Source organism: Escherichia coli (assembly GCF_036503815.1).
GTDB lineage: Bacteria > Pseudomonadota > Gammaproteobacteria > Enterobacterales > Enterobacteriaceae > Escherichia > Escherichia coli_F.
In genome coordinates, this window is sequence record NZ_AP027764.1 from 4,102,152 (window position 1) to 4,124,822 (window position 22,671).

20 protein-coding genes and 1 pseudogene are annotated in these 22,671 nt (G+C 52.3%); 11 read left to right on the forward strand and 10 right to left on the reverse strand.

The genetic code is table 11. The annotated features are described in order from the left end of the window. Nucleotides 1-236: 236 nt before the first annotated feature. The 6 genes from lptD to apaH are packed head-to-tail and all read left to right on the forward strand — an operon-like array spanning nt 237 to nt 6,972. Nucleotides 237-2,591: an LPS assembly protein LptD gene (gene lptD, locus AABJ99_RS19595; RefSeq protein WP_000746151.1), complete on the forward strand. Its 2,355-nt coding sequence runs from the start codon at nt 237-239 to the stop codon at nt 2,589-2,591. Between the two features lie 52 nt (nt 2,592-2,643). Continuing rightward, nucleotides 2,644-3,930: a peptidylprolyl isomerase SurA gene (gene surA / locus AABJ99_RS19600; protein WP_000800457.1), complete on the forward strand. Its 1,287-nt coding sequence runs from the start codon at nt 2,644-2,646 to the stop codon at nt 3,928-3,930. Further along, the gene (gene pdxA, locus AABJ99_RS19605; protein WP_039021811.1) at nt 3,930-4,919 is read left to right on the forward strand and encodes a 4-hydroxythreonine-4-phosphate dehydrogenase PdxA; all 990 of its coding nucleotides are present in this window, start codon (nt 3,930-3,932) and stop codon (nt 4,917-4,919) included. Before surA ends, pdxA begins: the two co-directional genes overlap by 1 nt. Continuing rightward, nucleotides 4,916-5,737, forward strand: a complete 822-nt coding sequence (rsmA, locus tag AABJ99_RS19610; RefSeq protein ID WP_338387410.1) for a 16S rRNA (adenine(1518)-N(6)/adenine(1519)-N(6))-dimethyltransferase RsmA — start codon at nt 4,916-4,918, stop codon at nt 5,735-5,737. Before pdxA ends, rsmA begins: the two co-directional genes overlap by 4 nt. Before the next feature lie 2 nt (nt 5,738-5,739). Further along, nucleotides 5,740-6,117: a Co2+/Mg2+ efflux protein ApaG gene (gene apaG, locus AABJ99_RS19615; protein ID WP_000610901.1), complete on the forward strand. Its 378-nt coding sequence runs from the start codon at nt 5,740-5,742 to the stop codon at nt 6,115-6,117. Between the two features lie 6 nt (nt 6,118-6,123). After that, nucleotides 6,124-6,972 carry a bis(5'-nucleosyl)-tetraphosphatase (symmetrical) ApaH gene (apaH, locus tag AABJ99_RS19620; protein ID WP_000257187.1) on the forward strand — a complete coding sequence of 283 codons (849 nt, stop codon included), beginning with the start codon at nt 6,124-6,126 and terminating at the stop codon, nt 6,970-6,972. Here apaH and AABJ99_RS19625 read toward each other — a convergent pair. The 10 genes and pseudogenes from AABJ99_RS19625 to fixA all read right to left on the reverse strand — a co-directional run. Beyond that, a pseudogene (locus AABJ99_RS19625) lies at nt 6,969-7,040 on the reverse strand (CcdB family protein); the annotation flags it as partial. The gene apaH and the pseudogene AABJ99_RS19625 overlap by 4 nt on opposite strands. A gap of 44 nt (nt 7,041-7,084) precedes the next feature. Then, nucleotides 7,085-7,699 (reverse strand): IS1096 element passenger TnpR family protein, encoded by a 615-nt coding sequence (locus AABJ99_RS19630; protein ID WP_160524123.1) that lies wholly within the window; start codon nt 7,697-7,699, stop codon nt 7,085-7,087. A 43-nt stretch (nt 7,700-7,742) separates the two neighbouring features. Then, nucleotides 7,743-8,222: a type 3 dihydrofolate reductase gene (gene folA, locus AABJ99_RS19635; RefSeq protein WP_000624375.1), complete on the reverse strand. Its 480-nt coding sequence runs from the start codon at nt 8,220-8,222 to the stop codon at nt 7,743-7,745. Between the two features lie 191 nt (nt 8,223-8,413). Then, a complete protein-coding gene (gene kefC / locus AABJ99_RS19640) occupies nt 8,414-10,276 on the reverse strand; it encodes a glutathione-regulated potassium-efflux system protein KefC (protein WP_039021809.1) in 1,863 nt (620 codons plus the stop codon). Beyond that, on the reverse strand, nt 10,269-10,799 hold the full coding sequence (gene kefF / locus AABJ99_RS19645) for a glutathione-regulated potassium-efflux system oxidoreductase KefF (RefSeq protein ID WP_032183187.1): 531 nt from the start codon (nt 10,797-10,799) through the stop codon (nt 10,269-10,271). Before kefF ends, kefC begins: the two co-directional genes overlap by 8 nt. A 107-nt stretch (nt 10,800-10,906) precedes the next feature. Then, the gene (gene yaaU / locus AABJ99_RS19650) at nt 10,907-12,238 is read right to left on the reverse strand and encodes an MFS transporter (protein WP_039021808.1); all 1,332 of its coding nucleotides are present in this window, start codon (nt 12,236-12,238) and stop codon (nt 10,907-10,909) included. 58 nt (nt 12,239-12,296) lie between these two features. Beyond that, nucleotides 12,297-12,584, reverse strand: coding sequence for a ferredoxin-like protein FixX (gene fixX, locus AABJ99_RS19655; RefSeq protein ID WP_000203741.1), 288 nt, complete (start codon nt 12,582-12,584; stop codon nt 12,297-12,299). Continuing rightward, complete coding sequence (gene fixC / locus AABJ99_RS19660; protein WP_039021807.1) at nt 12,581-13,867, reverse strand: FAD-dependent oxidoreductase; 1,287 nt, start codon at nt 13,865-13,867, stop codon at nt 12,581-12,583. The genes fixX and fixC overlap by 4 nt, the downstream gene beginning before the upstream one ends. A 50-nt stretch (nt 13,868-13,917) precedes the next feature. Beyond that, nucleotides 13,918-14,859, reverse strand: coding sequence for an electron transfer flavoprotein subunit alpha/FixB family protein (gene fixB / locus AABJ99_RS19665; RefSeq protein ID WP_001091490.1), 942 nt, complete (start codon nt 14,857-14,859; stop codon nt 13,918-13,920). 14 nt (nt 14,860-14,873) lie between these two features. Continuing rightward, entirely contained in the window at nt 14,874-15,644 is a 771-nt protein-coding gene (gene fixA, locus AABJ99_RS19670; protein WP_000692221.1) for an electron transfer flavoprotein FixA, read from the reverse strand. A gap of 472 nt (nt 15,645-16,116) precedes the next feature. Here fixA and caiT point away from each other — a divergent pair, with 472 nt between their 5' ends. The 5 genes from caiT (at nt 16,117) to caiD (ending at nt 22,670) form a co-directional block, all read left to right on the forward strand. Beyond that, nucleotides 16,117-17,631 carry an L-carnitine/gamma-butyrobetaine antiporter gene (gene caiT / locus AABJ99_RS19675; protein WP_039021805.1) on the forward strand — a complete coding sequence of 505 codons (1,515 nt, stop codon included), beginning with the start codon at nt 16,117-16,119 and terminating at the stop codon, nt 17,629-17,631. A gap of 30 nt (nt 17,632-17,661) precedes the next feature. Next, the gene (gene caiA / locus AABJ99_RS19680; RefSeq protein ID WP_000347117.1) at nt 17,662-18,804 is read left to right on the forward strand and encodes a crotonobetainyl-CoA dehydrogenase; all 1,143 of its coding nucleotides are present in this window, start codon (nt 17,662-17,664) and stop codon (nt 18,802-18,804) included. 128 nt (nt 18,805-18,932) lie between these two features. After that, nucleotides 18,933-20,150, forward strand: coding sequence for an L-carnitine CoA-transferase (gene caiB, locus AABJ99_RS19685; RefSeq protein WP_039021804.1), 1,218 nt, complete (start codon nt 18,933-18,935; stop codon nt 20,148-20,150). Between the two features lie 72 nt (nt 20,151-20,222). Beyond that, on the forward strand, nt 20,223-21,776 hold the full coding sequence (gene caiC / locus AABJ99_RS19690; RefSeq protein WP_039021803.1) for a crotonobetaine/carnitine-CoA ligase: 1,554 nt from the start codon (nt 20,223-20,225) through the stop codon (nt 21,774-21,776). A gap of 108 nt (nt 21,777-21,884) precedes the next feature. Beyond that, the gene (gene caiD, locus AABJ99_RS19695) at nt 21,885-22,670 is read left to right on the forward strand and encodes a crotonobetainyl-CoA hydratase (protein WP_000004398.1); all 786 of its coding nucleotides are present in this window, start codon (nt 21,885-21,887) and stop codon (nt 22,668-22,670) included. The last annotated feature ends 1 nt before the right edge of the window (nt 22,671 follow it).

A 22,671-nucleotide genomic window follows, 5' to 3' on the forward strand; every position in this document is an offset into this window, starting at 1 on the left:
CACGGATATCAGGGCTATCTCCCACAATATAAAGGTGCTTTTACCGTTTTCCGGCTGCGGTCAATTGTGGGACATCGCCTATAATTTGCATTATCATACCTGTCATTCAATGCCGTGCCTAACACCACTGACGCTATTCGGACAGGATTAACACTAGCGTAGAGATGACGAGTACGTTAGTCTCTGACCGTTTGTCACGCGCAACGTTACCGATGATGGAACAATAAAATCAACGTATGAAAAAACGTATCCCCACTCTCCTGGCCACCATGATTGCCACCGCCCTTTATAGTCAACAGGGACTGGCAGCCGACCTCGCCTCACAGTGCATGTTGGGCGTGCCAAGCTATGATCGTCCTCTGGTACAGGGCGATACCAATGACTTACCCGTGACTATAAATGCTGACCACGCGAAAGGGGACTACCCGGATGACGCCGTGTTTACTGGCAGCGTGGATATCATGCAGGGTAACAGCCGTCTGCAGGCCGACGAAGTGCAGCTCCATCAAAAAGAGGCACCAGGACAGCCGGAGCCAGTACGTACCGTTGATGCGCTCGGTAATGTCCATTACGACGATAACCAGGTCATCCTCAAAGGGCCGAAAGGCTGGGCGAACCTGAACACCAAAGATACCAACGTCTGGGAAGGTGATTACCAGATGGTGGGTCGCCAGGGTCGCGGTAAAGCGGACCTGATGAAACAACGTGGTGAAAACCGCTATACCATTCTGGATAACGGTAGCTTTACCTCCTGTCTGCCGGGTTCCGACACCTGGAGCGTAGTAGGTAGCGAAATTATTCATGACCGCGAAGAACAAGTTGCGGAAATCTGGAACGCCCGCTTTAAGGTGGGTCCGGTACCGATCTTTTATAGCCCATATTTGCAGTTGCCGGTGGGTGACAAACGTCGTTCTGGTTTCTTGATCCCGAACGCCAAGTACACCACCACCAACTACTTTGAGTTCTACCTGCCATATTACTGGAACATTGCGCCAAATATGGATGCCACCATCACGCCGCATTATATGCATCGTCGTGGCAACATCATGTGGGAGAACGAATTCCGCTACCTCTCCCAGGCGGGCGCAGGTTTGATGGAACTGGACTATCTGCCTTCCGATAAAGTCTATGAAGATGAACACCCGAACGATGACAGTTCACGTCGTTGGTTGTTCTACTGGAACCACTCCGGGGTCATGGATCAGGTGTGGCGTTTCAACGTCGACTACACCAAGGTCAGCGATCCTAGCTACTTCAATGATTTCGATAACAAGTACGGTTCCAGTACTGACGGCTACGCAACGCAAAAATTCAGCGTTGGCTATGCGGTACAAAACTTCAATGCCACCGTTTCAACCAAGCAGTTCCAGGTCTTCAGCGAACAGAACACCAGTAGCTACTCGGCAGAGCCGCAGTTAGACGTTAACTACTACCAGAATGATGTTGGTCCATTTGATACGCGCATTTACGGCCAGGCTGTGCACTTTGTTAACACCAGAGACGACATGCCTGAAGCAACCCGTGTTCACCTGGAACCGACCATCAATTTGCCGCTCTCTAATAACTGGGGCAGCATCAATACCGAAGCGAAGTTGCTGGCAACCCATTATCAGCAAACCAACCTTGACTGGTATAACTCCAGAAACACAACCAAGCTGGACGAATCCGTTAACCGCGTAATGCCGCAATTCAAAGTTGACGGCAAAATGGTCTTTGAACGCGATATGGAAATGCTGGCACCGGGTTATACCCAAACGCTGGAACCGCGCGCGCAGTATTTGTACGTGCCGTATCGCGATCAGAGCGACATCTATAACTACGACTCGTCTCTGCTGCAATCTGACTACTCAGGCCTGTTCCGGGACCGGACTTATGGCGGTCTTGACCGTATTGCCTCCGCTAACCAGGTGACGACCGGTGTCACATCTCGCATATATGATGATGCTGCCGTTGAACGTTTTAATATTTCCGTTGGTCAAATCTACTATTTCACGGAGTCTCGCACTGGCGATGACAACATAACATGGGAGAATGACGACAAAACGGGCTCACTGGTATGGGCAGGCGATACCTACTGGCGTATCTCCGAGCGCTGGGGGTTGCGTGGCGGGATTCAGTACGACACGCGCCTGGATAACGTAGCCACCAGTAACTCCAGCATTGAATACCGTCGGGATGAAGACCGTCTGGTGCAGTTGAACTACCGTTACGCCAGCCCGGAATATATTCAGGCTACGCTGCCTAAGTACTATTCCACGGCAGAGCAGTATAAGAATGGTATTTCGCAGGTAGGTGCCGTCGCCAGCTGGCCAATTGCCGATCGTTGGTCAATTGTCGGGGCCTACTACTACGACACCAATGCGAACAAGCAAGCCGACTCTATGTTAGGTGTGCAATATAGCTCCTGCTGCTATGCGATTCGCGTCGGTTACGAGCGGAAGCTGAACGGTTGGGATAACGATAAACAACATGCGGTATATGACAACGCAATCGGCTTTAACATCGAACTTCGCGGCCTGAGCTCCAACTACGGTCTGGGTACGCAAGAGATGCTGCGTTCGAACATTCTGCCGTATCAAAACACTTTGTGATTTGTTGATTTACCACGTAATCCGCAGTGCGGTTAATTGAAATGGAAAAAGTATGAAGAACTGGAAAACGCTGCTTCTCGGTATCGCCATGATCGCGAATACCAGTTTCGCTGCCCCCCAGGTAGTCGATAAAGTCGCAGCCGTCGTCAATAACGGCGTCGTGCTGGAAAGCGACGTTGATGGATTAATGCAGTCGGTAAAACTGAACGCTGCCCAGGCAAGGCAGCAACTTCCTGATGATGCTACGCTGCGCCACCAAATCATGGAACGTTTGATCATGGATCAAATCATCCTGCAGATGGGGCAGAAAATGGGAGTGAAAATCTCCGATGAGCAGCTCGATCAGGCGATTGCTAACATCGCGAAGCAAAACAACATGACGCTGGATCAGATGCGCAGCCGTCTGGCTTACGACGGTCTGAACTACAACACCTATCGTAACCAGATCCGCAAAGAGATGATTATCTCTGAAGTGCGTAACAACGAAGTGCGTCGTCGCATCACTATCCTGCCGCAGGAAGTCGAATCTCTGGCGCAGCAGGTGGGTAACCAAAACGATGCCAGCACTGAGCTGAACCTGAGCCATATCCTGATTCCGCTGCCAGAAAACCCGACCTCTGATCAGGTAAACGAAGCGGAAAGCCAAGCGCGCGCTATTGTCGATCAGGCGCGTAACGGCGCTGATTTCGGTAAACTGGCGATTGCTCACTCTGCCGACCAACAGGCGCTGAACGGCGGCCAGATGGGCTGGGGTCGCATTCAGGAGCTGCCGGGGATCTTCGCCCAGGCATTAAGCACCGCGAAGAAAGGCGACATTGTTGGCCCGATTCGTTCCGGCGTTGGCTTCCATATTCTGAAAGTTAACGACCTGCGCGGCGAAAGCAAAAATATCTCGGTGACCGAAGTTCATGCTCGCCATATTCTGCTGAAACCGTCGCCGATCATGACTGACGAACAGGCCCGCGTGAAACTGGAACAGATTGCTGCCGATATCAAGAGTGGTAAAACGACTTTTGCCGCTGCAGCGAAAGAGTTTTCTCAGGATCCAGGCTCTGCTAACCAGGGCGGCGATCTCGGCTGGGCTACACCAGATATTTTCGATCCAGCCTTCCGTGATGCGCTGACCCGCCTGAACAAAGGTCAAATGAGTGCACCGGTTCACTCTTCATTCGGCTGGCATTTAATCGAACTGCTGGATACCCGTAATGTCGATAAAACCGACGCTGCGCAGAAAGATCGTGCATACCGCATGCTGATGAACCGTAAGTTCTCGGAAGAAGCAGCAAGCTGGATGCAGGAACAACGTGCCAGCGCCTACGTTAAAATCCTGAGCAACTAATGGTTAAAACCCAACGTGTTGTGATCACTCCCGGCGAACCCGCCGGGATTGGCCCGGACTTAGTTGTCCAGCTTGCACAGCGTGAGTGGCCGGTCGAACTGGTTGTTTGTGCCGATGCCACTCTCCTTACCGACCGGGCAGCGATGCTCGGTTTGCCGCTCACCCTCCGCCCTTATTCCCCCAACTCCCCTGCACAACCGCAAACTGCGGGCACATTAACGCTACTTCCTGTCGCGCTACGTGAATCTGTCACTGCGGGGCAGTTAGCGGTTGAAAATGGGCATTATGTGGTGGAAACGCTGGCGCGAGCGTGTGATGGCTGTCTGCACGGTGAATTTGCTGCGCTGATCACAGGCCCCGTGCATAAAGGCGTTATTAACGACGCTGGCATTCCATTTACCGGTCATACCGAGTTTTTCGAAGAGCGCTCACAGGCAAAAAAAGTGGTGATGATGCTGGCGACCGAAGAACTTCGCGTGGCGCTGGCAACGACGCATTTACCGCTGCGCGATATCGCAGATGCTATCACCCCTGCGCTTTTGCACGAAGTGATTGCTATTTTGCATCACGATTTGCGGACCAAATTTGGTATTGCCGAACCGCGCATTCTGGTCTGCGGGCTGAATCCGCACGCAGGCGAAGGCGGTCATATGGGTACGGAAGAGATAGACACCATTATTCCGGTGCTCGACGAGCTGCGGGCGCAGGGGATGAAACTTAACGGGCCGCTGCCTGCCGATACCCTGTTTCAGCCGAAATATCTCGATAACGCCGACGCCGTGCTGGCGATGTACCACGATCAGGGTCTTCCCGTGCTAAAATACCAGGGCTTCGGGCGCGGTGTGAACATTACGCTGGGCCTGCCCTTTATTCGCACATCAGTGGACCACGGCACCGCACTTGAACTGGCGGGACGTGGCAAAGCAGATGTCGGCAGTTTTATTACGGCGCTTAATCTCGCCATCAAAATGATTGTTAACACCCAATGAATAATCGAGTCCACCAGGGCCACTTAGCCCGTAAACGCTTCGGGCAAAACTTTCTCAACGATCAGTTCGTGATCGACAGCATTGTTTCTGCCATTAACCCGCAGAAAGGCCAGGCAATGGTCGAAATCGGCCCCGGTCTGGCGGCATTGACCGAACCGGTCGGCGAACGACTGGACCAGCTGACGGTCATCGAACTTGACCGCGATCTGGCGGCACGTCTGCAAACGCATCCATTCTTAGGCCCGAAACTGACTATTTATCAGCAGGATGCGATGACCTTTAACTTTGGCGAACTGGCTACGAAAATGGGCCAGCCGCTGCGTGTTTTCGGCAACCTGCCTTATAACATCTCCACGCCGTTGATGTTCCATCTGTTTAGCTATACTGATGCCATTGCCGACATGCACTTTATGTTGCAAAAAGAGGTGGTGAATCGTCTGATTGCAGGACCGAACAGCAAGGCGTATGGTCGATTAAGCGTCATGGCGCAATACTATTGCAACGTGATCCCGGTGCTGGAAGTTCCGCCGTCAGCCTTTACACCACCACCCAAAGTGGATTCCGCCGTCGTGCGCCTGGTTCCTCATGCAACGATGCCTCACCCGGTCAAAGATGTTCGCGTGTTGAGCCGCATCACCACCGAAGCCTTTAACCAGCGTCGTAAAACCATTCGTAACAGCCTCGGCAACCTGTTTAGCGTCGAGGTGTTAACGGGAATGGGGATCGACCCGGCGATGCGAGCGGAAAATATCTCTGTCGCGCAATATTGCCAGATGGCGAACTATCTGGCGGAGAACGCGCCTTTGCAGGAGAGTTAACGATGATCAATTCGCCCCGAGTGTGTATTCAGGTTCAAAGCGTCTACATTGAGGCACAATCTTCACCTGATAATGAACGTTACGTTTTTGCTTATACCGTAACCATACGCAATCTGGGGCGAGCGCCAGTGCAGTTGTTGGGGCGTTACTGGCTGATCACCAATGGCAATGGCCGTGAAACCGAAGTCCAGGGCGAAGGAGTGGTTGGCGTCCAGCCACTTATCGCGCCTGGCGAAGAGTACCAGTACACCAGCGGTGCAATCATTGAAACCCCGCTGGGCACCATGCAGGGTCACTACGAAATGATCGATGAAAATGGCGTCCCCTTCAGCATCGACATTCCCGTATTCCGACTCGCCGTTCCCACACTCATTCATTAAAAGAATATGGCGACATACCTTATTGGCGACGTTCATGGTTGTTACGATGAACTGATCGCATTGCTGCATAAAGTAGAATTTACCCCTGGGAAAGACACCCTCTGGCTGACAGGCGATCTGGTCGCGCGCGGCCCTGGTTCGCTGGATGTTCTGCGCTATGTGAAATCCTTAGGCGACAGCGTACGTCTGGTGCTGGGCAATCACGATCTGCATCTGCTGGCGGTATTTGCCGGGATCAGCCGCAATAAACCGAAAGATCGCCTGACACCGCTGCTGGAAGCGCCGGATGCCGACGAGCTGCTTAACTGGCTGCGTCGCCAGCCTCTGCTGCAAATCGACGAAGAGAAAAAGTTGGTGATGGCCCACGCCGGGATCACGCCGCAGTGGGATCTGCAGACTGCCAAAGAGTGCGCGCGCGATGTAGAAGCGGTGCTGTCGAGCGACTCCTACCCCTTCTTCCTTGATGCCATGTACGGCGATATGCCAAATAACTGGTCACCGGAATTGCGGGGGCTGGGAAGACTGCGGTTTATCACCAACGCCTTTACCCGTATGCGCTTTTGCTTCCCGAACGGTCAACTGGATATGTACAGCAAAGAATCGCCGGAAGAAGCCCCTGCCCCACTGAAACCGTGGTTTGCGATTCCTGGCCCCGTCGCTGAAGAGTACAGCATCGCCTTTGGTCACTGGGCATCGCTGGAGGGCAAAGGTACGCCGGAAGGTATTTACGCGCTGGATACCGGCTGTTGCTGGGGCGGTTCATTAACCTGCCTGCGCTGGGAAGATAAACAGTATTTTGTCCAGCCGTCGAACCGGCATAAGGATTTGGGTGAGGGAGAGGCGGTCGCGTCTTAAATCCCGTCGAGCATAAAATCTAATGCTCCTTTAATCAAAGTTCGGTGCGCGCTGGCATCGCAAAATTCAACAAAGGAGCGCGGCAAAACAACTCCGCGCTACATTTTATGGCTCAATAATCGTCATCGAAGGCTAGCGCACGCTCTCGCGACCAGCGCGCATATAATTGCAGGGCTGCATTCACAACATCACGGTCATAGCTGAAAATGAATTCCTTAATATCACTATTACTCTTTTCTTCCAGGCCCAGTATCTCAAGATACGCTTCATACTCTTCTTCATTATTCTGCGGATCAAAAATAACCTTCAAAAAATGCATGTAGCTTTCAGGTCCACCGATATCTTCAGGAGGACACATCATCGAGCCTTCAACGCACTCAAAAGGAGTCTGCATTTCATCCCCAAAGTGGCTTTTATCTTCAAGGACGATTTCATGCTCCCAGCAATCACCAAAATCATAGGTGTAGGTTAATTTATTCCTTTTACTCTTAAGCAGTTCGTTTAGCCGAATTTCAGCTTCATCCGTCTCATTTACCGCTTCGGGGAATTCCGTATAAATTTGCTTTTTGAATTTAAAATTGTGCAAATGACTGTCATCCCACCCCATGACGATCTGCACAACATCGTGTAATCGATCAAGCGTCAGATTGGCGGGAACAACAAACCGGCGCCAGACTGCCGGTTCGACATGTTTAAGCGTAATTTTAAGTTGATAAAAGTAATTCACATCGGCCTCCTTATGCCATGTAAACACTTTATCTTGAGAAGAATTACCGCCGCTCCAGAATCTCAAAGCAATAGCTATGAGAGTTCTGCGCATCAGCGTCGTGGAATTCGCTGAATACCGATTCCCAGTCATCCGGCTCGTAATCCGGGAAATGGGTGTCGCCTTCCACTTCTGCGTCGATATGCGTCAGATACAGTTTTTGCGCTTTTGGCAGAAACTGCTCATAAACGCGACCACCGCCAATCACCATGATTTCTGGTACGTCACCACACGCCGCAATGGCTTCATCCACCGACTTCACCCACGTTACGCGATCATCCGTACCCGGTTGACTGCTGAGGATAATATTTTTGCGTCCTGGCAGCGGACGACCGATGGATTCCCAGGTATGGCGGCCCATAATCACGGGTTTATTTAAGGTGTTGCGTTTAAACCAGGCGAGATCGGCAGGCAGGTTCCACGGCATGGCGTTTTCCATGCCGATAACGCGATCTACCGCTAACGCCGCAATCAGACTGATCATTGAGATTTCCCGATAAAAAAAATTGTCGCCACTATACGTAAAGCGTAAACCGTCGTCGACTGGTGCGAGGATGATGTTGAGGAAAATTTTATATTCTGCTGGCGAGTCCACGCTCTCCCTCTGGACTCGCCGCATTACAATGAAACAAAAACAAACAGTTAGCTGTAAAGTGTGATTTACGTCACTCTTTATTAGGATGAGGGCTTCGTTTCCGGTTCATCCGCCATATTGCCGGTATGTTTCCCTTCTTCGGTTCCCTGCCAGCCATGTCGTTGAATTAATGACAGATGTTCACGGTCTTCGGTAATGATCTCACTTAACATCGCGCTGGTGCGTTTATAGACCGCCGCACGGGCTTTGGTGTCGTTCTCAACCATTGCCATCTCTTCCACCATCTGAATATTAAAACGGCGGAATACATCTGCACGCTCCCGCGCTTCATACGGCCCCAGCCCCAGACTTTCCAGCGCCAGACGCCCGGTTTTCAGTGCCCCTTCAAAGGTTTCACGCTCTGGTTTTTCAACGCCTGCCTGACGCAAACGAATGTAGTGATCGACATCACGGGCGCGGGCAATAATCTGCAGATGCGGGAAATGTTCTTTCACCATCTCCGTCAGTTGCAGGTTGGTTTGTGGATCGTCAATGGCGTTAATCAGCACTTCTGCTTTCGCCGCTCCGGCAGATTCCAGTAAATCCATCCGCGTGGCATCGCCGTAAAACACTTTCATGCCAAATTTGCGCAAGGTTTCGATATGGTCAGGATCATGATCGAGCACCACCATTTTCACCCCGCTGGAGAGCAGTAAACGTCCGGTAATCTGTCCATAACGACCGAATCCAGCAATGATCACCCGCGGTTGTTCTTCATCAATCTCATCGGCTTCACGCGCTTGTTCGGTAGAAGATTTCTCAAGGCGATTGAGGATCACCAGCAGAATCGGCGTTGCCGCCATCGACAGCGCCACCGCCAGGGTCAGCGACTTCGCCCACTCCGGCTCCAGCACATTCGCCATTTGCGCCGCGCCAAATACCACAAAGGCAAACTCACTGCCCTGCCCTAACAGCACCGCAAACCAGCGACGCTGTTTATTCGGCACCTGCAACGGTCGGGCAATCAGCCACAGCATAGCGATTTTGATGATCAGGAAACCAAGCAGCAAAATGACAATACGCAATGGGTTTTCAAGCAGCGTGCCAAAGTCTATCGACATGCCAACACCGATGAAAAACAGCCCCAACAGCAAACCTTTAAATGGCTCGATATCGCTTTCCAACGCATGGCGGTATTCCGAGCTTGCCAGCAGTACGCCCGCCAGAAACGCGCCCATCGCCATCGACAAGCCGACCTCTTCCAGCAGCAAACCAAAGCCAAACACGAGGAATAACGCCACGGCACTAAACACTTCCCGCAAGCCAGAGCGGGCAACAAAACGCAGCGCCGGACGCGTGACATAGCGCCCCAGCAGTACCACCAGCACCAGTGCACCCGCCACTTTTAACGCCGAGAGAGCAAATGCGCCCATCGTCGTCGAGGCACTGCTCGCCGCCAGTAGCGGGATCATCGCTACCAGCGGGATCGCGGCGATATCCTGGAACAGCAGCACCGCAAAGGCGCTACGGCCCATTTGTGTCACCATCAGGTTGCGTTCATTCATCGCCTGCATGGCAATTGCCGTTGATGAGAGCGCCAGTGTCATGCCGATCAGTTCCGCTACCTGCCAGCGCAGCCCAAGGAACATGCAGAACAGCCCCAGCAGGCCGCCGCAAATCACCATCTGTAATGCACCACCACCAAACACTGCCGCACGCAACTTCCACAGCCTTTGTGGATCAAGTTCGAGGCCGATGATAAACAGCATCAGCACCACGCCAATCTCGGCAAAGTGGAGGATAGATTCGGCATCGGTCACCAGTCGCAGCCCCCACGGGCCAATAATGCAGCCCGCGATCAGGTAGCCAAGAACCGAGCCAAGCCCTAGGCGCACCGCAATGGGTACAATCAGCGCCGCCGAACCGAGGTAGATCAGCGCCTGAATCAGCGTATGGCTATCCATGATGTGCCTCCTGCCATTCCAGCAGACGTTGCTTATAGTGACGCGCCTGCCCTTCGAGGGTTTCGTCGTCACAAATAAAGGTGCAGTGCATGGCAAACGGTGGCAGCCAGTTCAGCCCGCAGTAGATTGCCGTCGCCTGTAGCGGCTGCGACAGCACATCAAAGCCCGGATGCGCGCCAATCTCAAAATGACTTTCCCCGCCGCCGGTCGTCACCGCCCACAGCAAATGTTTACCATGCAGTGCCGTGCCGCCGTGACCGTAAGCCCAGCCGTGCGAGAAAACTTTATCGATCCAAAGTTTGAGGAGCGGTGGAATGCTGTACCACTGCATCGGGTGCTGCCAGACGATCAGGTCGGCGCGAGACAACGCCTCCTGCTCGGCAGCAATATCGATATTGAAGTCAGGATAGAGTTGATAAAGAGAGCGAACTTCGACGCCTTCCAGCGTCCTTGCGTGTTCAAGCATCCGTTTATTCGCATGAGAATGATGCGGATACGGATGCGCATAAATTATGAGGATCATAGTTAACTCGCGTGTTTACGCCTTTGTTTTCCCACAAAGTGTAGTCACATATTCACGCAGCTAATAGTCAATAATATTGATTCAAAAAAGGCAGAAATCTGAATAAATTACCCCATTCGTTGCCTGCGAATCGTCATATTGCTGGTCTGGGCCAGCGACATCCCCCGTGTCTCTGGCGCAAACGCAATGGAAATCAACAAACCAAACAGCGAGATACCTGCTCCCATCAGCATCGTGTTACTGATGCCGTAATTATTGATAAAGATCGGCAGCGCCCAGGTTGAAACAATGGTGCCAATACGGCTTAAGGACATAATAACGCCCACAGCAGAGGCGCGGATATCCGTCGGGAAGAGTTCATTAGGATAGAGCCACTGCAAATTACCCGGCCCACCAGAGAAAAAGGCATACACCGCAAATGCCATCACTACCAGCCAGATCCCCATATCCGGGATCAGCCCCAAAACCGCCAACGCCAGCGTCATCATGGCAAAGCTGCCAATCAACAACGGACGCCGTCCGGCAGTGTTTAGCCACAGCATCGGCGGAATACAGCCGAGCATAAAGAACAGGCTAATCACCACGTTCCCCAGTGCCGCATTTTTGCCAACGCCCAATCCCAGCAGACCAACGATTTGCGGGCCAAAGGTGTAAATAGCGAACATCGGGATCACCTGGCAGGTCCAGATGGCGGCAACAAACAGAACAAAAGGAAAATGGCGGCGATTAAACAGATCGCGAAAACGGGTTTGCTGCGGCTGCTCTTCGTCGAAAGCCACCGGTTCGCCAAACAGTTTGATCATCATCTCTTCGCACTCTTTTACTCGCCCTTTGCGTAACAACCAGCGGGGAGATTCAGGCAGTTCGAATCGACCAATCAAAATCAACAAACAGGGGATCGCTGCGCTACCCAGCATCCAGCGCCAGCCGCCTTCCACATCATAAAGCCAGTAGCCGACCAGATCGGCACAGGTTGCGCCGACATACCACATCGCGGCGATAAAGCTGATGGAAAACGCCCGCTGACGGGTACTGGAGAACTCAGTGATCATCGAAGTCGCGATGGGATAATCCGCACCGATGACAATGCCGATGAGTACCCGCATCACTAACAGTTCGACGGGGGATGAGACAAACATCGTCGCCACCGATATCACGCCGATGGCGATGATATCAATGAGAAACATTTTGCGCCGTCCGACTTTATCGGAGATATAGCCAAACAGCGATGTGCCAACGAACAGCCCGGCGAGCGTTCCCGCCCCCAGCAAGCCAATCCAGTCTGCGTCCAGCTTCAGCGCAGGAGTCAGTTGCTCCAGCGCCACGCCAATCATTACCAGTACATAACCATCCAGAAACGGGCCACCGCTTCCCCACAGCAAAATGCGGCGGTGAATTGAGGAGAATTTGAGATCGTCAAAGTTTCTGGACGGTTGCATGGGTTATTCCTGTTTTTTTACAATGAGAGTCAGTACGGCGTTACGTATCAAACCAACATCAGCCGTAACGAAACTCCACACCAAAGGTGCCGCGCGGGTATTCCCACTGTTCCAGCGCCGACCCCAGCCCAAGAATGCGACAGGTGCCGCACTCCAGACATCCGGCGTAATCGAAGCGCACACTGCCATCATCCTGCTTCTTATACAGACCTGCGGGGCACGCTTTTACCAGCAGCTCCAGCGCCTGTTTATCCGCATCGGCCTTTACAACAATGTGCGGATGCTCTTCATCGACATTGAATTTATTGACGCCCAGTTTGACGTCCACATTGACGGGAGAAGTCATAAAACGGTCACTCCTTTCATGCCATCCTTGATCAGATTGATGAAGCCCACTTTCTTGCCGTGGCGGAGGATTTTCTTGCGCATCAGTTCCGGCGCGCTGCCGTCAATGGTGAACAGGTCACGCGCCACGCCCACCGCCAGTTCCGGGTAGCCGCTAAACATGCGTGGGTTATCAAGGAACGCCGGTAGTTTCTGGTACATGCGCATATCGCGCAGTGGGCCACTCTCCAGATACTGACGATATTCCGCTAGTTTTTGCTTACTGAAATCGTCGCTTTTCATCGCTGAAAGCACGGTTTTTGCAGCAGCTTCCCCGGCGGCAATCGCCAGATCCATACCGCGAATAGTAAAACCGAGGTTCATACACATTCCGGCAGCATCACCGGCAATCAACACGCCGTCACCGACCAGCTCCGGCAACATGTTGATGCCTGCTTCCGGCACTACGTGAGCGGAATATTCCACCAGCTTGCCACCCGCGATCAGCGGTGTAACGGCCGGATGCTGTTTGAAATCTTCCAGCATTTGCGGCACCGATTTTTTTGCGTCATGTAGATGATGCAGACCGCAAACCAGCCCCAGCGACAGGGTATTTTCATTGGTATAAAGGAAGCCGCCGCCCATCAGGCCATCGGTGGGTGATCCCGCAAACAGGCAAGCCGCGCCCTGATTACCCTGCAACTGAAAACGGTCTTCGATAACCGACTTCGGTAACTCGATCAGTTCCTTCACGCCAACCGCCACATCCGTCGGTTTGACGCGTTTTGCCATCCCCAGCTTTTCGGCAAGGATGGAATTCACCCCGTCAGCAAGGATCACCGTTTTCGCTTCAATCACATCGCCATCGGCTTCTACACCGACGACTTTGCCATCGCGCTGTACGAGGTTATCGACACGAATCCCGGTAATTAACTGCGCACCCGCTTCTTCGGCCTGCTCCATCAGCCAGGCATCAAATTTACTGCGCAAAACGGAGTAAGAACGCTGTGATGGTGAGGCTTCGTCACCGTTGCAGTAGTCCATAGTCATCGCTGACTTTTCCGTCATAAACGCGAGTTTTTCATGGGTGATCAGGCGTTCTACGGGGGCGGATTCGGCGAAACCAGGAATAATGTGTTCCAGACTGTGGGCATAGAGACGCCCGCCGGTGACGTTCTTGGCACCTGCGGAATTGCCACGCTCGATAACTAACACTTGCGCACCTTCGCGGGCGAGCACCAGTGCGGCAACCGAACCGGCAAGCCCTGCACCGACGATGATGGCGTCAAAGATATCTTCGGACATAAGAGCTCCCTGTCAGCGGCAGGGCCAAAATGCAGCCCTGCCAGAGTGGATCAACGTGCTAAAGCTGCGGTCAGCGCCGGAAGGATCTTCACGGCGTCGCCAACAATGCCGTAATCCGCGTACTGGAAGATCGGCGCATTTTTATCTTTGTTGATGGCGAAAATGGTTTGCGATGCGTTAGCGCCAACCATGTGCTGGATCTGCCCGGAGATCCCCACCGCCAGGTACAGTTCAGGTTTCAGCATCAGGTTGGAGATACCGACATAGCGTTCGTGCTCCATCCATTTTTCGTTTTCTGCCACCGGACGAGAACAGGCCAGCTCCGCACCTATCGCCTTGCAAAGCTGTTCTGCCAGCGCAATGTTCTCTTTGCTGCCAATGCCGCGACCGACGCTGACCACCAGACGGGCTTTATCCAGATCGACGCTGTTGCTCTGGCGCGCCTGCGTTGCCGTGCGGGTAATCGCCACCGCCGGAGCCTGCCACGCCACGGTGTGTGTTTCGCCAGTACGTGACGCGTCTGGCTGAGCCGCATCAAACGTGCCGCTGCTGATGGTCAGTACCGCATACGGCGTGGCAATGCGTTCTTCGCCAATCGCCAGACCGCCGTAAACCATGTGTTTCACTGTCGCTTTACCGTCCTGCACGCTAACGGCGCTGGCATCGTTCGAAACCGCCGCTTTAAGGCGGTAACCCAGTTTTGCCGCCAGTAATTTGCCGCGACGGGTATTCGGCAACAGCACCAGACCGTCTGCGCCGTGCTGGCGAATAGTGTCAGCCATGACACCGGCGTAATCTTCGATCATCCGATCGTCCGGTTTGCCGCTTAATGTCCAGACATGATTAGCACCAAGCTGGATTGCCAGTGCGCCGTCGGCATCATTGAGGACAAAGGTGTTGATTTGATTAGCTAAAGCCTGCGCACCGTTCATCAGTTCCGGCAGACGAGAAGGGGTATCGCTGAATACCCAGACTTGAGAAAACGTGTTCATAGCATCCCCTGTAATTAAATGACTTTGCGAAGATTTTCAGCAAATGCGGCGATCTGTTCTTCGCCGTCACCTTCAATCACGATGCGCTGACGCTCGCGCTGTTTCGGTGCGGCAACCTGTTGTTCAGACCAGGCTTCCACGGCGTTAAAGCCAATATCCGCCGCCGACCATACCTGGACTGGCTTTTTCGCCGCGCCGAGAATGGCTTTCATCGAAGGAATTTGTGGGGAGTTGATATCAGTGGAAACAGCAACAACCGCAGGCAGCGGAATGCTTAACGTTTCTGTTTCATCTTCCAGTTCGCGCTCAACGGTCAGGGTATCTGCCGTCAGGGAGATAATTTTGCTGACGCCGTTAACTGCCGGAATATTGAGGATTTCGCCCACCAGCAGACCAACCTGCTGGGCATAAAGGTCGGAAGAACCATCGCCGCAGAGGATCAGATCAAACCCTGCTTTCTGGGCGGCTGCAGCCAGTGCAGTCGCCGTTTGTTGCGGCAGTGCCTGCTCGAACTGGTCATCAATCACCACAATCAGTTCATCCGGACCGCGTGATAGCACATCTTTACGCCCTTTGGCGTTGGTCAGGGCTTTACCGCCCACACTTAAGGCCGTCACCTGCGCTTCTGCCGCCTGCTGTTTTAACTGACAAGCCGCTTCAATAGCGTTGAGATCGTATTGGCTTATTTTGGCATCGGCTTTACTGAAGTCTAACGAACCATCAGCATTATTGACCGCAATATCCTGTTCATCAGGCACGCACTTATAGCAAGTAATAATCTTCATTGCATCTCCAGAAATCATGAAGGAAACGTCGTTCATATCGGTGGTGTTAATTACAGATATCACGCCCTTTAATTTGGAAATAAAACTTTAATCACCAATATTGAAAATGTCACACGCAGATAAATCCAACTTTCAATATTGTTAAGTTCCTCACCAATATTGAAAACACGGCGTAGCAAAAAGAAATTTTCAATATTGTTTTATGGATCACCAATATTGAAAGTCAGATGCTATTTTTTTACTCATATCAGAACATAACAAACTGATTAATAATCAAAATTAACACAAAAATGCCCTCTATTTACCCGAAACAAAAATGTGATAACAATCACAGAATGCAGCTTGTTGAATACCCATTATGAGTTAGCCATTAACGCGTCCACGAGGTTAATAATAATCATATTAAATGTTAACAAAAATAAAACAAACGGGAACGCAAAATAAATATTCGTTTTCACAGTGGAATTAACTCATGAAGAATGAAAAGAGAAAAACGGGAATAGAACCGAAGGTTTTCTTTCCGCCGTTAATAGTCGTCGGCATACTTTGTTGGCTTACAGTCAGAGATCTGGATGCGGCGAATGTCGTTATTAATGCTGTATTCAGTTACGTCACCAATGTATGGGGATGGGCATTTGAATGGTATATGGTGGTGATGCTTTTCGGTTGGTTCTGGCTGGTGTTTGGCCCGTATGCCAAAAAGCGTTTAGGTAACGAACCACCAGAATTTAGTACCGCCAGTTGGATCTTTATGATGTTCGCCTCCTGCACGTCTGCTGCCGTACTGTTCTGGGGATCGATTGAGATCTACTACTACATCTCTACCCCGCCGTTTGGCTTAGAACCGAACTCGACGGGTGCGAAAGAGCTGGGGCTGGCTTACAGCTTGTTCCACTGGGGACCGTTGCCGTGGGCCACTTACAGCTTCCTCTCCGTCGCCTTCGCTTACTTCTTCTTTGTCCGCAAAATGGAAGTGATTCGCCCCAGCTCCACCCTGGTGCCGCTGGTAGGTGAAAAACACGCCAAAGGGCTGTTCGGCACTATCGTCGACAACTTCTATCTCGTCGCCTTGATCTTCGCCATGGGCACCAGCCTGGGCCTTGCTACGCCGCTGGTGACCGAGTGTATGCAGTGGTTGTTTGGTATTCCGCATACCCTGCAACTGGACGCTATCATCATTACCTGCTGGATTATCCTCAACGCCATTTGCGTCGCCTGTGGTCTGCAAAAAGGGGTACGTATCGCCAGTGACGTGCGTAGTTACCTGAGCTTCCTGATGCTGGGTTGGGTGTTCATCGTCAGCGGTGCCAGCTTCATCATGAACTACTTCACCGATTCGGTGGGAATGTTGCTGATGTATCTGCCGCGTATGTTGTTCTATACCGATCCCATCGCCAAAGGCGGCTTCCCGCAGGGCTGGACCGTGTTCTACTGGGCATGGTGGGTAATTTACGCTATCCAGATGAGTATCTTCCTCGCCCGCATCTCCCGTGGTCGTACCGTGCGTGAACTGTGCTTCGGCATGGTACTGGGTCTGACCGCATCCACCTGGATCCTGTGGACTGTACTCGGTAGTAACACTCTGCTGTTGATGGATAAAAACATCATCAACATTCCGCATCTGATCGAACAGTACGGTGTCGCGCGCGCCATCATCGAAACCTGGGCTGCTCTACCGCTCAGCACCGCCACCATGTGGGGCTTCTTCATCCTCTGCTTTATCGCCACCGTTACCCTGGTTAACGCCTGCTCTTATACCCTGGCGATGTCCACTTGCCGCGAAGTACGCGATGGCGAAGAGCCACCGCTGCTGGTGCGTATCGGCTGGTCAATTCTGGTTGGCATTATCGGTATTGTTCTGCTGGCGCTCGGCGGCCTGAAACCGATTCAAACCGCCATTATTGCCGGAGGATGCCCGCTGTTCTTCGTCAACATTATGGTGACGCTCTCCTTTATTAAAGACGCGAAACAGAACTGGAAAGATTAATTAACCCACAAAATATCAAGAGGTTGAAAGATGGATTTTAATTTAAATGATGAGCAGGAACTGTTTGTCGCCGGTATCCGCGAACTGATGGCCAGCGAAAACTGGGAGGCCTATTTTGCCGAGTGCGACCGTGACAGCGTCTACCCGGAACGTTTTGTCAAAGCACTGGCAGATATGGGTATCGACAGCCTGCTTATCCCGGAAGAGCACGGCGGGCTGGACGCAGGTTTTGTCACCCTCGCCGCCGTGTGGATGGAATTGGGTCGTTTGGGGGCACCAACCTACGTGCTGTACCAGTTGCCGGGTGGATTCAACACCTTCCTGCGCGAAGGCACACAAGAGCAGATCGACAAGATTATGGCGTTTCGTGGTACTGGTAAGCAGATGTGGAACTCAGCGATTACCGAACCCGGGGCTGGCTCTGACGTGGGTAGCCTGAAAACGACTTATACCCGTAGAAATGGTAAGATTTATCTTAATGGTAGTAAGTGTTTTATTACCAGCAGCGCCTACACCCCGTACATCGTGGTGATGGCGCGTGACGGGGCTTCTCCGGACAAACCTGTCTACACCGAATGGTTTGTTGATATGAGCAAACCGGGCATCAAAGTGACCAAACTAGAGAAGCTCGGTCTGCGTATGGATAGCTGCTGTGAAATCACCTTTGACGATGTGGAACTGGACGAGAAAGACATGTTCGGTCGGGAAGGTAACGGCTTTAACCGCGTCAAAGAAGAGTTCGATCATGAACGTTTCCTGGTAGCTCTCACCAACTACGGTACGGCGATGTGCGCCTTTGAAGATGCGGCGCGCTACGCCAACCAGCGCGTGCAGTTTGGCGAGGCTATTGGTCGTTTCCAGTTGATTCAGGAAAAATTCGCCCACATGGCGATCAAATTAAACTCCATGAAAAACATGCTGTATGAAGCAGCGTGGAAAGCAGACAACGGCACCATCACCTCTGGCGATGCAGCGATGTGCAAATACTTCTGCGCCAATGCGGCATTTGAAGTGGTGGATAGCGCAATGCAGGTGCTGGGCGGTGTTGGGATTGCGGGCAACCACCGCATCAGCCGCTTCTGGCGTGACCTGCGTGTAGACCGCGTTTCCGGAGGATCTGACGAAATGCAGATCCTGACGCTGGGTCGCGCGGTGCTGAAGCAATATCGCTAAGTCCGTGCGCTGCCTGATGCGACGCTGACGCGTCTTATCAGGCCTACGGGAGCACGAATGTCGGCCGGATAAAGCGTTTACGCCGCATCCGGCAGTCATGCGCTACATAAATTTTTCAGGAGCTAATAATGGATCATCTACCCATGCCGAAATTCGGGCCGCTGGCCGGATTGCGCGTTGTCTTCTCCGGTATCGAAATCGCCGGGCCGTTCGCCGGGCAAATGTTCGCAGAATGGGGGGCGGAAGTTATCTGGATCGAGAACGTCGCCTGGGCCGACACCATTCGCGTTCAACCGAACTACCCGCAGCTCTCCCGCCGTAATTTGCACGCGCTGTCGTTAAATATTTTCAAAGATGAAGGCCGCGAAGCGTTTCTGAAATTAATGGAAACCACCGATATCTTCATCGAAGCCAGTAAAGGTCCGGCCTTTGCCCGTCGTGGCATTACCGATGAAGTCCTGTGGCAGCACAACCCGAAACTGGTTATCGCTCACCTGTCCGGTTTTGGTCAGTACGGCACCGAGGAGTACACCAATCTTCCGGCCTATAACACCATCGCCCAGGCCTTCAGTGGTTACCTGATTCAGAACGGTGATGTTGACCAGCCAATGCCTGCCTTCCCGTATACCGCCGATTACTTTTCTGGCCTGACCGCAACCACGGCGGCGCTGGCAGCACTGCATAAAGTGCGTGAAACCGGTAAAGGTGAAAGTATCGATATCGCTATGTACGAAGTGATGCTGCGTATGGGCCAGTACTTCATGATGGATTACTTCAACGGCGGCGAAATGTGCCCGCGCATGACCAAAGGTAAAGATCCCTACTATGCAGGTTGCGGTCTGTACAAATGCGCCGACGGCTACATCGTAATGGAACTGGTGGGTATTACTCAGATTGCAGAATGTTTTAAAGATATTGGCCTCGCACATCTGCTTGGCACGCCAGAAATTCCGGAAGGCACTCAGCTTATCCACCGTATCGAATGCCCTTACGGCCCACTGGTAGAAGAGAAACTCGATGCCTGGCTGGCGACACATACCATCGCAGAAGTAAAAGAACGCTTTGCCGAACTGAATATCGCCTGCGCCAAAGTGCTGACCGTACCGGAACTGGAAAGCAATCCACAGTATGTGGCCCGTGAATCAATCACCCAGTGGCAAACAATGGATGGTCGCACCTGCAAAGGGCCAAACGTGATGCCGAAATTCAAAAATAACCCCGGTCAAATCTGGCGCGGAATGCCATCACATGGCATGGACACAGCCGCCATTTTGAAAAATATCGGCTACAGCGAAAACGACATTCAGGAGTTGGTCAGCAAAGGTCTGGCCAAAGTTGAGGACTAAACGCGTGGCGTCAGTCGGCTTGTCTGACTAGCGCCCGCCCAATAACAAATGACTAAAATGGATAGAGGTGCAATGGATATCATTGGCGGACAACATCTACGTCAAATGTGGGACGATCTGGCTGACGTTTACGGTCATAAAACGGCGTTGATTTGTGAATCCAGCGGCGGAGTCGTTAACCGGTACAGTTATCTTGAGTTAAATCAGGAGATTAACCGCACGGCAAACCTGTTTTATACGCTGGGGATTCGCAAAGGCGACAAGGTTGCTCTACATCTCGACAACTGCCCGGAATTTATCTTTTGCTGGTTCGGGCTGGTAAAAATTGGCGCAATTATGGTGCCGATTAACGCCCGCCTGTTGCGCGAAGAAAGCGCGTGGATCCTGCAAAATAGCCAGGCGTGTCTGCTGGTGACCAGTGCGCAGTTCTATCCCATATATCAACAGATTCAGCAGGAAGATGCCACGCAACTGCGGCACATTTGCCTGACAGATGTGGAGCTTCCCGCTGATGATGGCGTGAGTTCGTTTACTCAACTGAAAAATCAACAACCTGCCTCCTTGTGCTATGCACCGCCGCTATCGACCGACGATACGGCGGAAATTCTCTTTACCTCCGGTACCACTTCCCGGCCGAAAGGGGTGGTGATTACCCATTACAACCTGCGCTTCGCCGGATATTACTCCGCCTGGCAGTGCGCACTACGTGACGATGACGTCTACCTGACGGTAATGCCTGCATTTCATATCGATTGTCAGTGTACTGCGGCGATGGCGGCGTTTTCTGCCGGTGCCACCTTTGTGCTGGTCGAGAAATACAGCGCCCGCGCCTTCTGGGGACAGGTACAAAAGTACCGCGCCACCGTTACCGAATGCATTCCGATGATGATCCGTACCTTGATGGTGCAGCCGCCTTCTGTGAACGATCGGCAACACCATCTGCGGGAAGTGATGTTTTATCTCAACCTGTCGGAGCAGGAAAAAGACGCATTTTGTGAACGCTTTGGCGTCCGCTTGCTGACGTCTTATGGGATGACGGAAACCATTGTTGGCATTATCGGCGATCGCCCGGGCGATAAACGACGCTGGCCGTCAATTGGCCGTGCAGGATTTTGCTACGAAGCGGAGATCCGCGACGATCACAATCGTCCGCTCCCGGCTGGTGAAATCGGTGAAATCTGCATTAAAGGCGTACCAGGGAAAACCATCTTCAAAGAATATTTTCTTAACCCGCAAGCCACTGCCAGAGTCCTGGAAGCCGATGGCTGGCTGCACACTGGCGATACCGGATACCGCGACGAAGAGGGCTTTTTTTATTTCGTCGATCGCCGCTGCAATATGATTAAACGCGGTGGCGAGAATGTCTCCTGCGTGGAGCTGGAAAATATTATCGCCGCACATCCGAAAATTCAGGACATCGTAGTTGTTGGTATTAAAGATTCGATTCGTGATGAAGCTATCAAAGCATTTGTGGTGTTGAATGAAGGTGAAACATTGAGCGAAGAGGAGTTCTTCTGCTTCTGCGAGCAGAATATGGCGAAATTTAAAGTGCCCTCTTATCTGGAGATCAGAAAAGATCTGCCACGTAATTGCTCGGGAAAAATAATCAGAAAGAATCTGAAATAAATGAAACGGCAGGGAACTACCCTGCCCGCTAATAATCACGTTCTAAAACAATATGCATTTTTTGCAGGGATGTTGTCGTCCCTGAAAAAGCAAAAATGGAGAAAAGGAATGAGTGAATCATTACATCTGACCCGCAATGGATCAATTCTGGAAATTACCCTTGATCGCCCAAAAGCGAATGCTATTGATGCAAAAACCAGCTTTGAAATGGGCGAAGTCTTTCTAAATTTCCGTGACGATCCGCAATTACGCGTCGCCATTATTACCGGTGCCGGAGAGAAATTCTTTTCCGCAGGCTGGGATTTAAAAGCGGCAGCAGAAGGCGAAGCACCGGATGCTGACTTTGGTCCAGGTGGTTTTGCGGGATTAACCGAAATTTTCAATCTCGACAAACCAGTAATCGCAGCTGTGAACGGCTACGCCTTTGGCGGCGGCTTTGAACTGGCACTGGCGGCAGATTTTATTGTCTGTGCCGATAACGCCAGCTTCGCCCTGCCGGAAGCCAAACTGGGCATCGTTCCTGACAGCGGCGGCGTGCTGCGTCTGCCGAAGATCCTACCACCTGCCATCGTCAATGAAATGGTAATGACCGGCAGAAGAATGGGCGCAGAAGAGGCGCTGCGTTGGGGAGTAGTCAACCGCGTGGTTAGCCAGGCGGAGCTGATGGATAACGCCCGCGAACTGGCACAGCAACTCGTTGACAGCGCACCACTGGCGATCGCAGCGCTGAAAGAGATCTACCGCACCACCAGCGAAATGCCAGTAGAAGAAGCGTATCGCTATATTCGCAGCGGCGTGTTGAAACACTATCCATCGGTTCTGCATTCGGAAGATGCCATTGAAGGGCCACTGGCGTTTGCCGAGAAGCGCGATCCGGTGTGGAAAGGACGTTAAC

Excerpts from the sequence above, each read along its gene's own strand:
- lptD (WP_000746151.1), top strand. The coding sequence starts at position 237 with ATGAAAAAACGTATCCCCACTCTCCTGGCCACCATGATTGCCACCGCC.
- surA (WP_000800457.1), top strand. The coding sequence starts at position 2,644 with ATGAAGAACTGGAAAACGCTGCTTCTCGGTATCGCCATGATCGCGAAT.
- pdxA (WP_039021811.1), top strand. The coding sequence starts at position 3,930 with ATGGTTAAAACCCAACGTGTTGTGATCACTCCCGGCGAACCCGCCGGG.
- rsmA (WP_338387410.1), top strand. The coding sequence starts at position 4,916 with ATGAATAATCGAGTCCACCAGGGCCACTTAGCCCGTAAACGCTTCGGG.
- apaG (WP_000610901.1), top strand. The coding sequence starts at position 5,740 with ATGATCAATTCGCCCCGAGTGTGTATTCAGGTTCAAAGCGTCTACATT.
- apaH (WP_000257187.1), top strand. The coding sequence starts at position 6,124 with ATGGCGACATACCTTATTGGCGACGTTCATGGTTGTTACGATGAACTG.
- folA (WP_000624375.1), bottom strand. The coding sequence starts at position 8,222 with ATGATCAGTCTGATTGCGGCGTTAGCGGTAGATCGCGTTATCGGCATG.
- kefC (WP_039021809.1), bottom strand. The coding sequence starts at position 10,276 with ATGGATAGCCATACGCTGATTCAGGCGCTGATCTACCTCGGTTCGGCG.
- kefF (WP_032183187.1), bottom strand. The coding sequence starts at position 10,799 with ATGATCCTCATAATTTATGCGCATCCGTATCCGCATCATTCTCATGCG.
- yaaU (WP_039021808.1), bottom strand. The coding sequence starts at position 12,238 with ATGCAACCGTCCAGAAACTTTGACGATCTCAAATTCTCCTCAATTCAC.
- fixX (WP_000203741.1), bottom strand. The coding sequence starts at position 12,584 with ATGACTTCTCCCGTCAATGTGGACGTCAAACTGGGCGTCAATAAATTC.
- fixC (WP_039021807.1), bottom strand. The coding sequence starts at position 13,867 with ATGTCCGAAGATATCTTTGACGCCATCATCGTCGGTGCAGGGCTTGCC.
- fixB (WP_001091490.1), bottom strand. The coding sequence starts at position 14,859 with ATGAACACGTTTTCTCAAGTCTGGGTATTCAGCGATACCCCTTCTCGT.
- fixA (WP_000692221.1), bottom strand. The coding sequence starts at position 15,644 with ATGAAGATTATTACTTGCTATAAGTGCGTGCCTGATGAACAGGATATT.
- caiT (WP_039021805.1), top strand. The coding sequence starts at position 16,117 with ATGAAGAATGAAAAGAGAAAAACGGGAATAGAACCGAAGGTTTTCTTT.
- caiA (WP_000347117.1), top strand. The coding sequence starts at position 17,662 with ATGGATTTTAATTTAAATGATGAGCAGGAACTGTTTGTCGCCGGTATC.
- caiB (WP_039021804.1), top strand. The coding sequence starts at position 18,933 with ATGGATCATCTACCCATGCCGAAATTCGGGCCGCTGGCCGGATTGCGC.
- caiC (WP_039021803.1), top strand. The coding sequence starts at position 20,223 with ATGGATATCATTGGCGGACAACATCTACGTCAAATGTGGGACGATCTG.
- caiD (WP_000004398.1), top strand. The coding sequence starts at position 21,885 with ATGAGTGAATCATTACATCTGACCCGCAATGGATCAATTCTGGAAATT.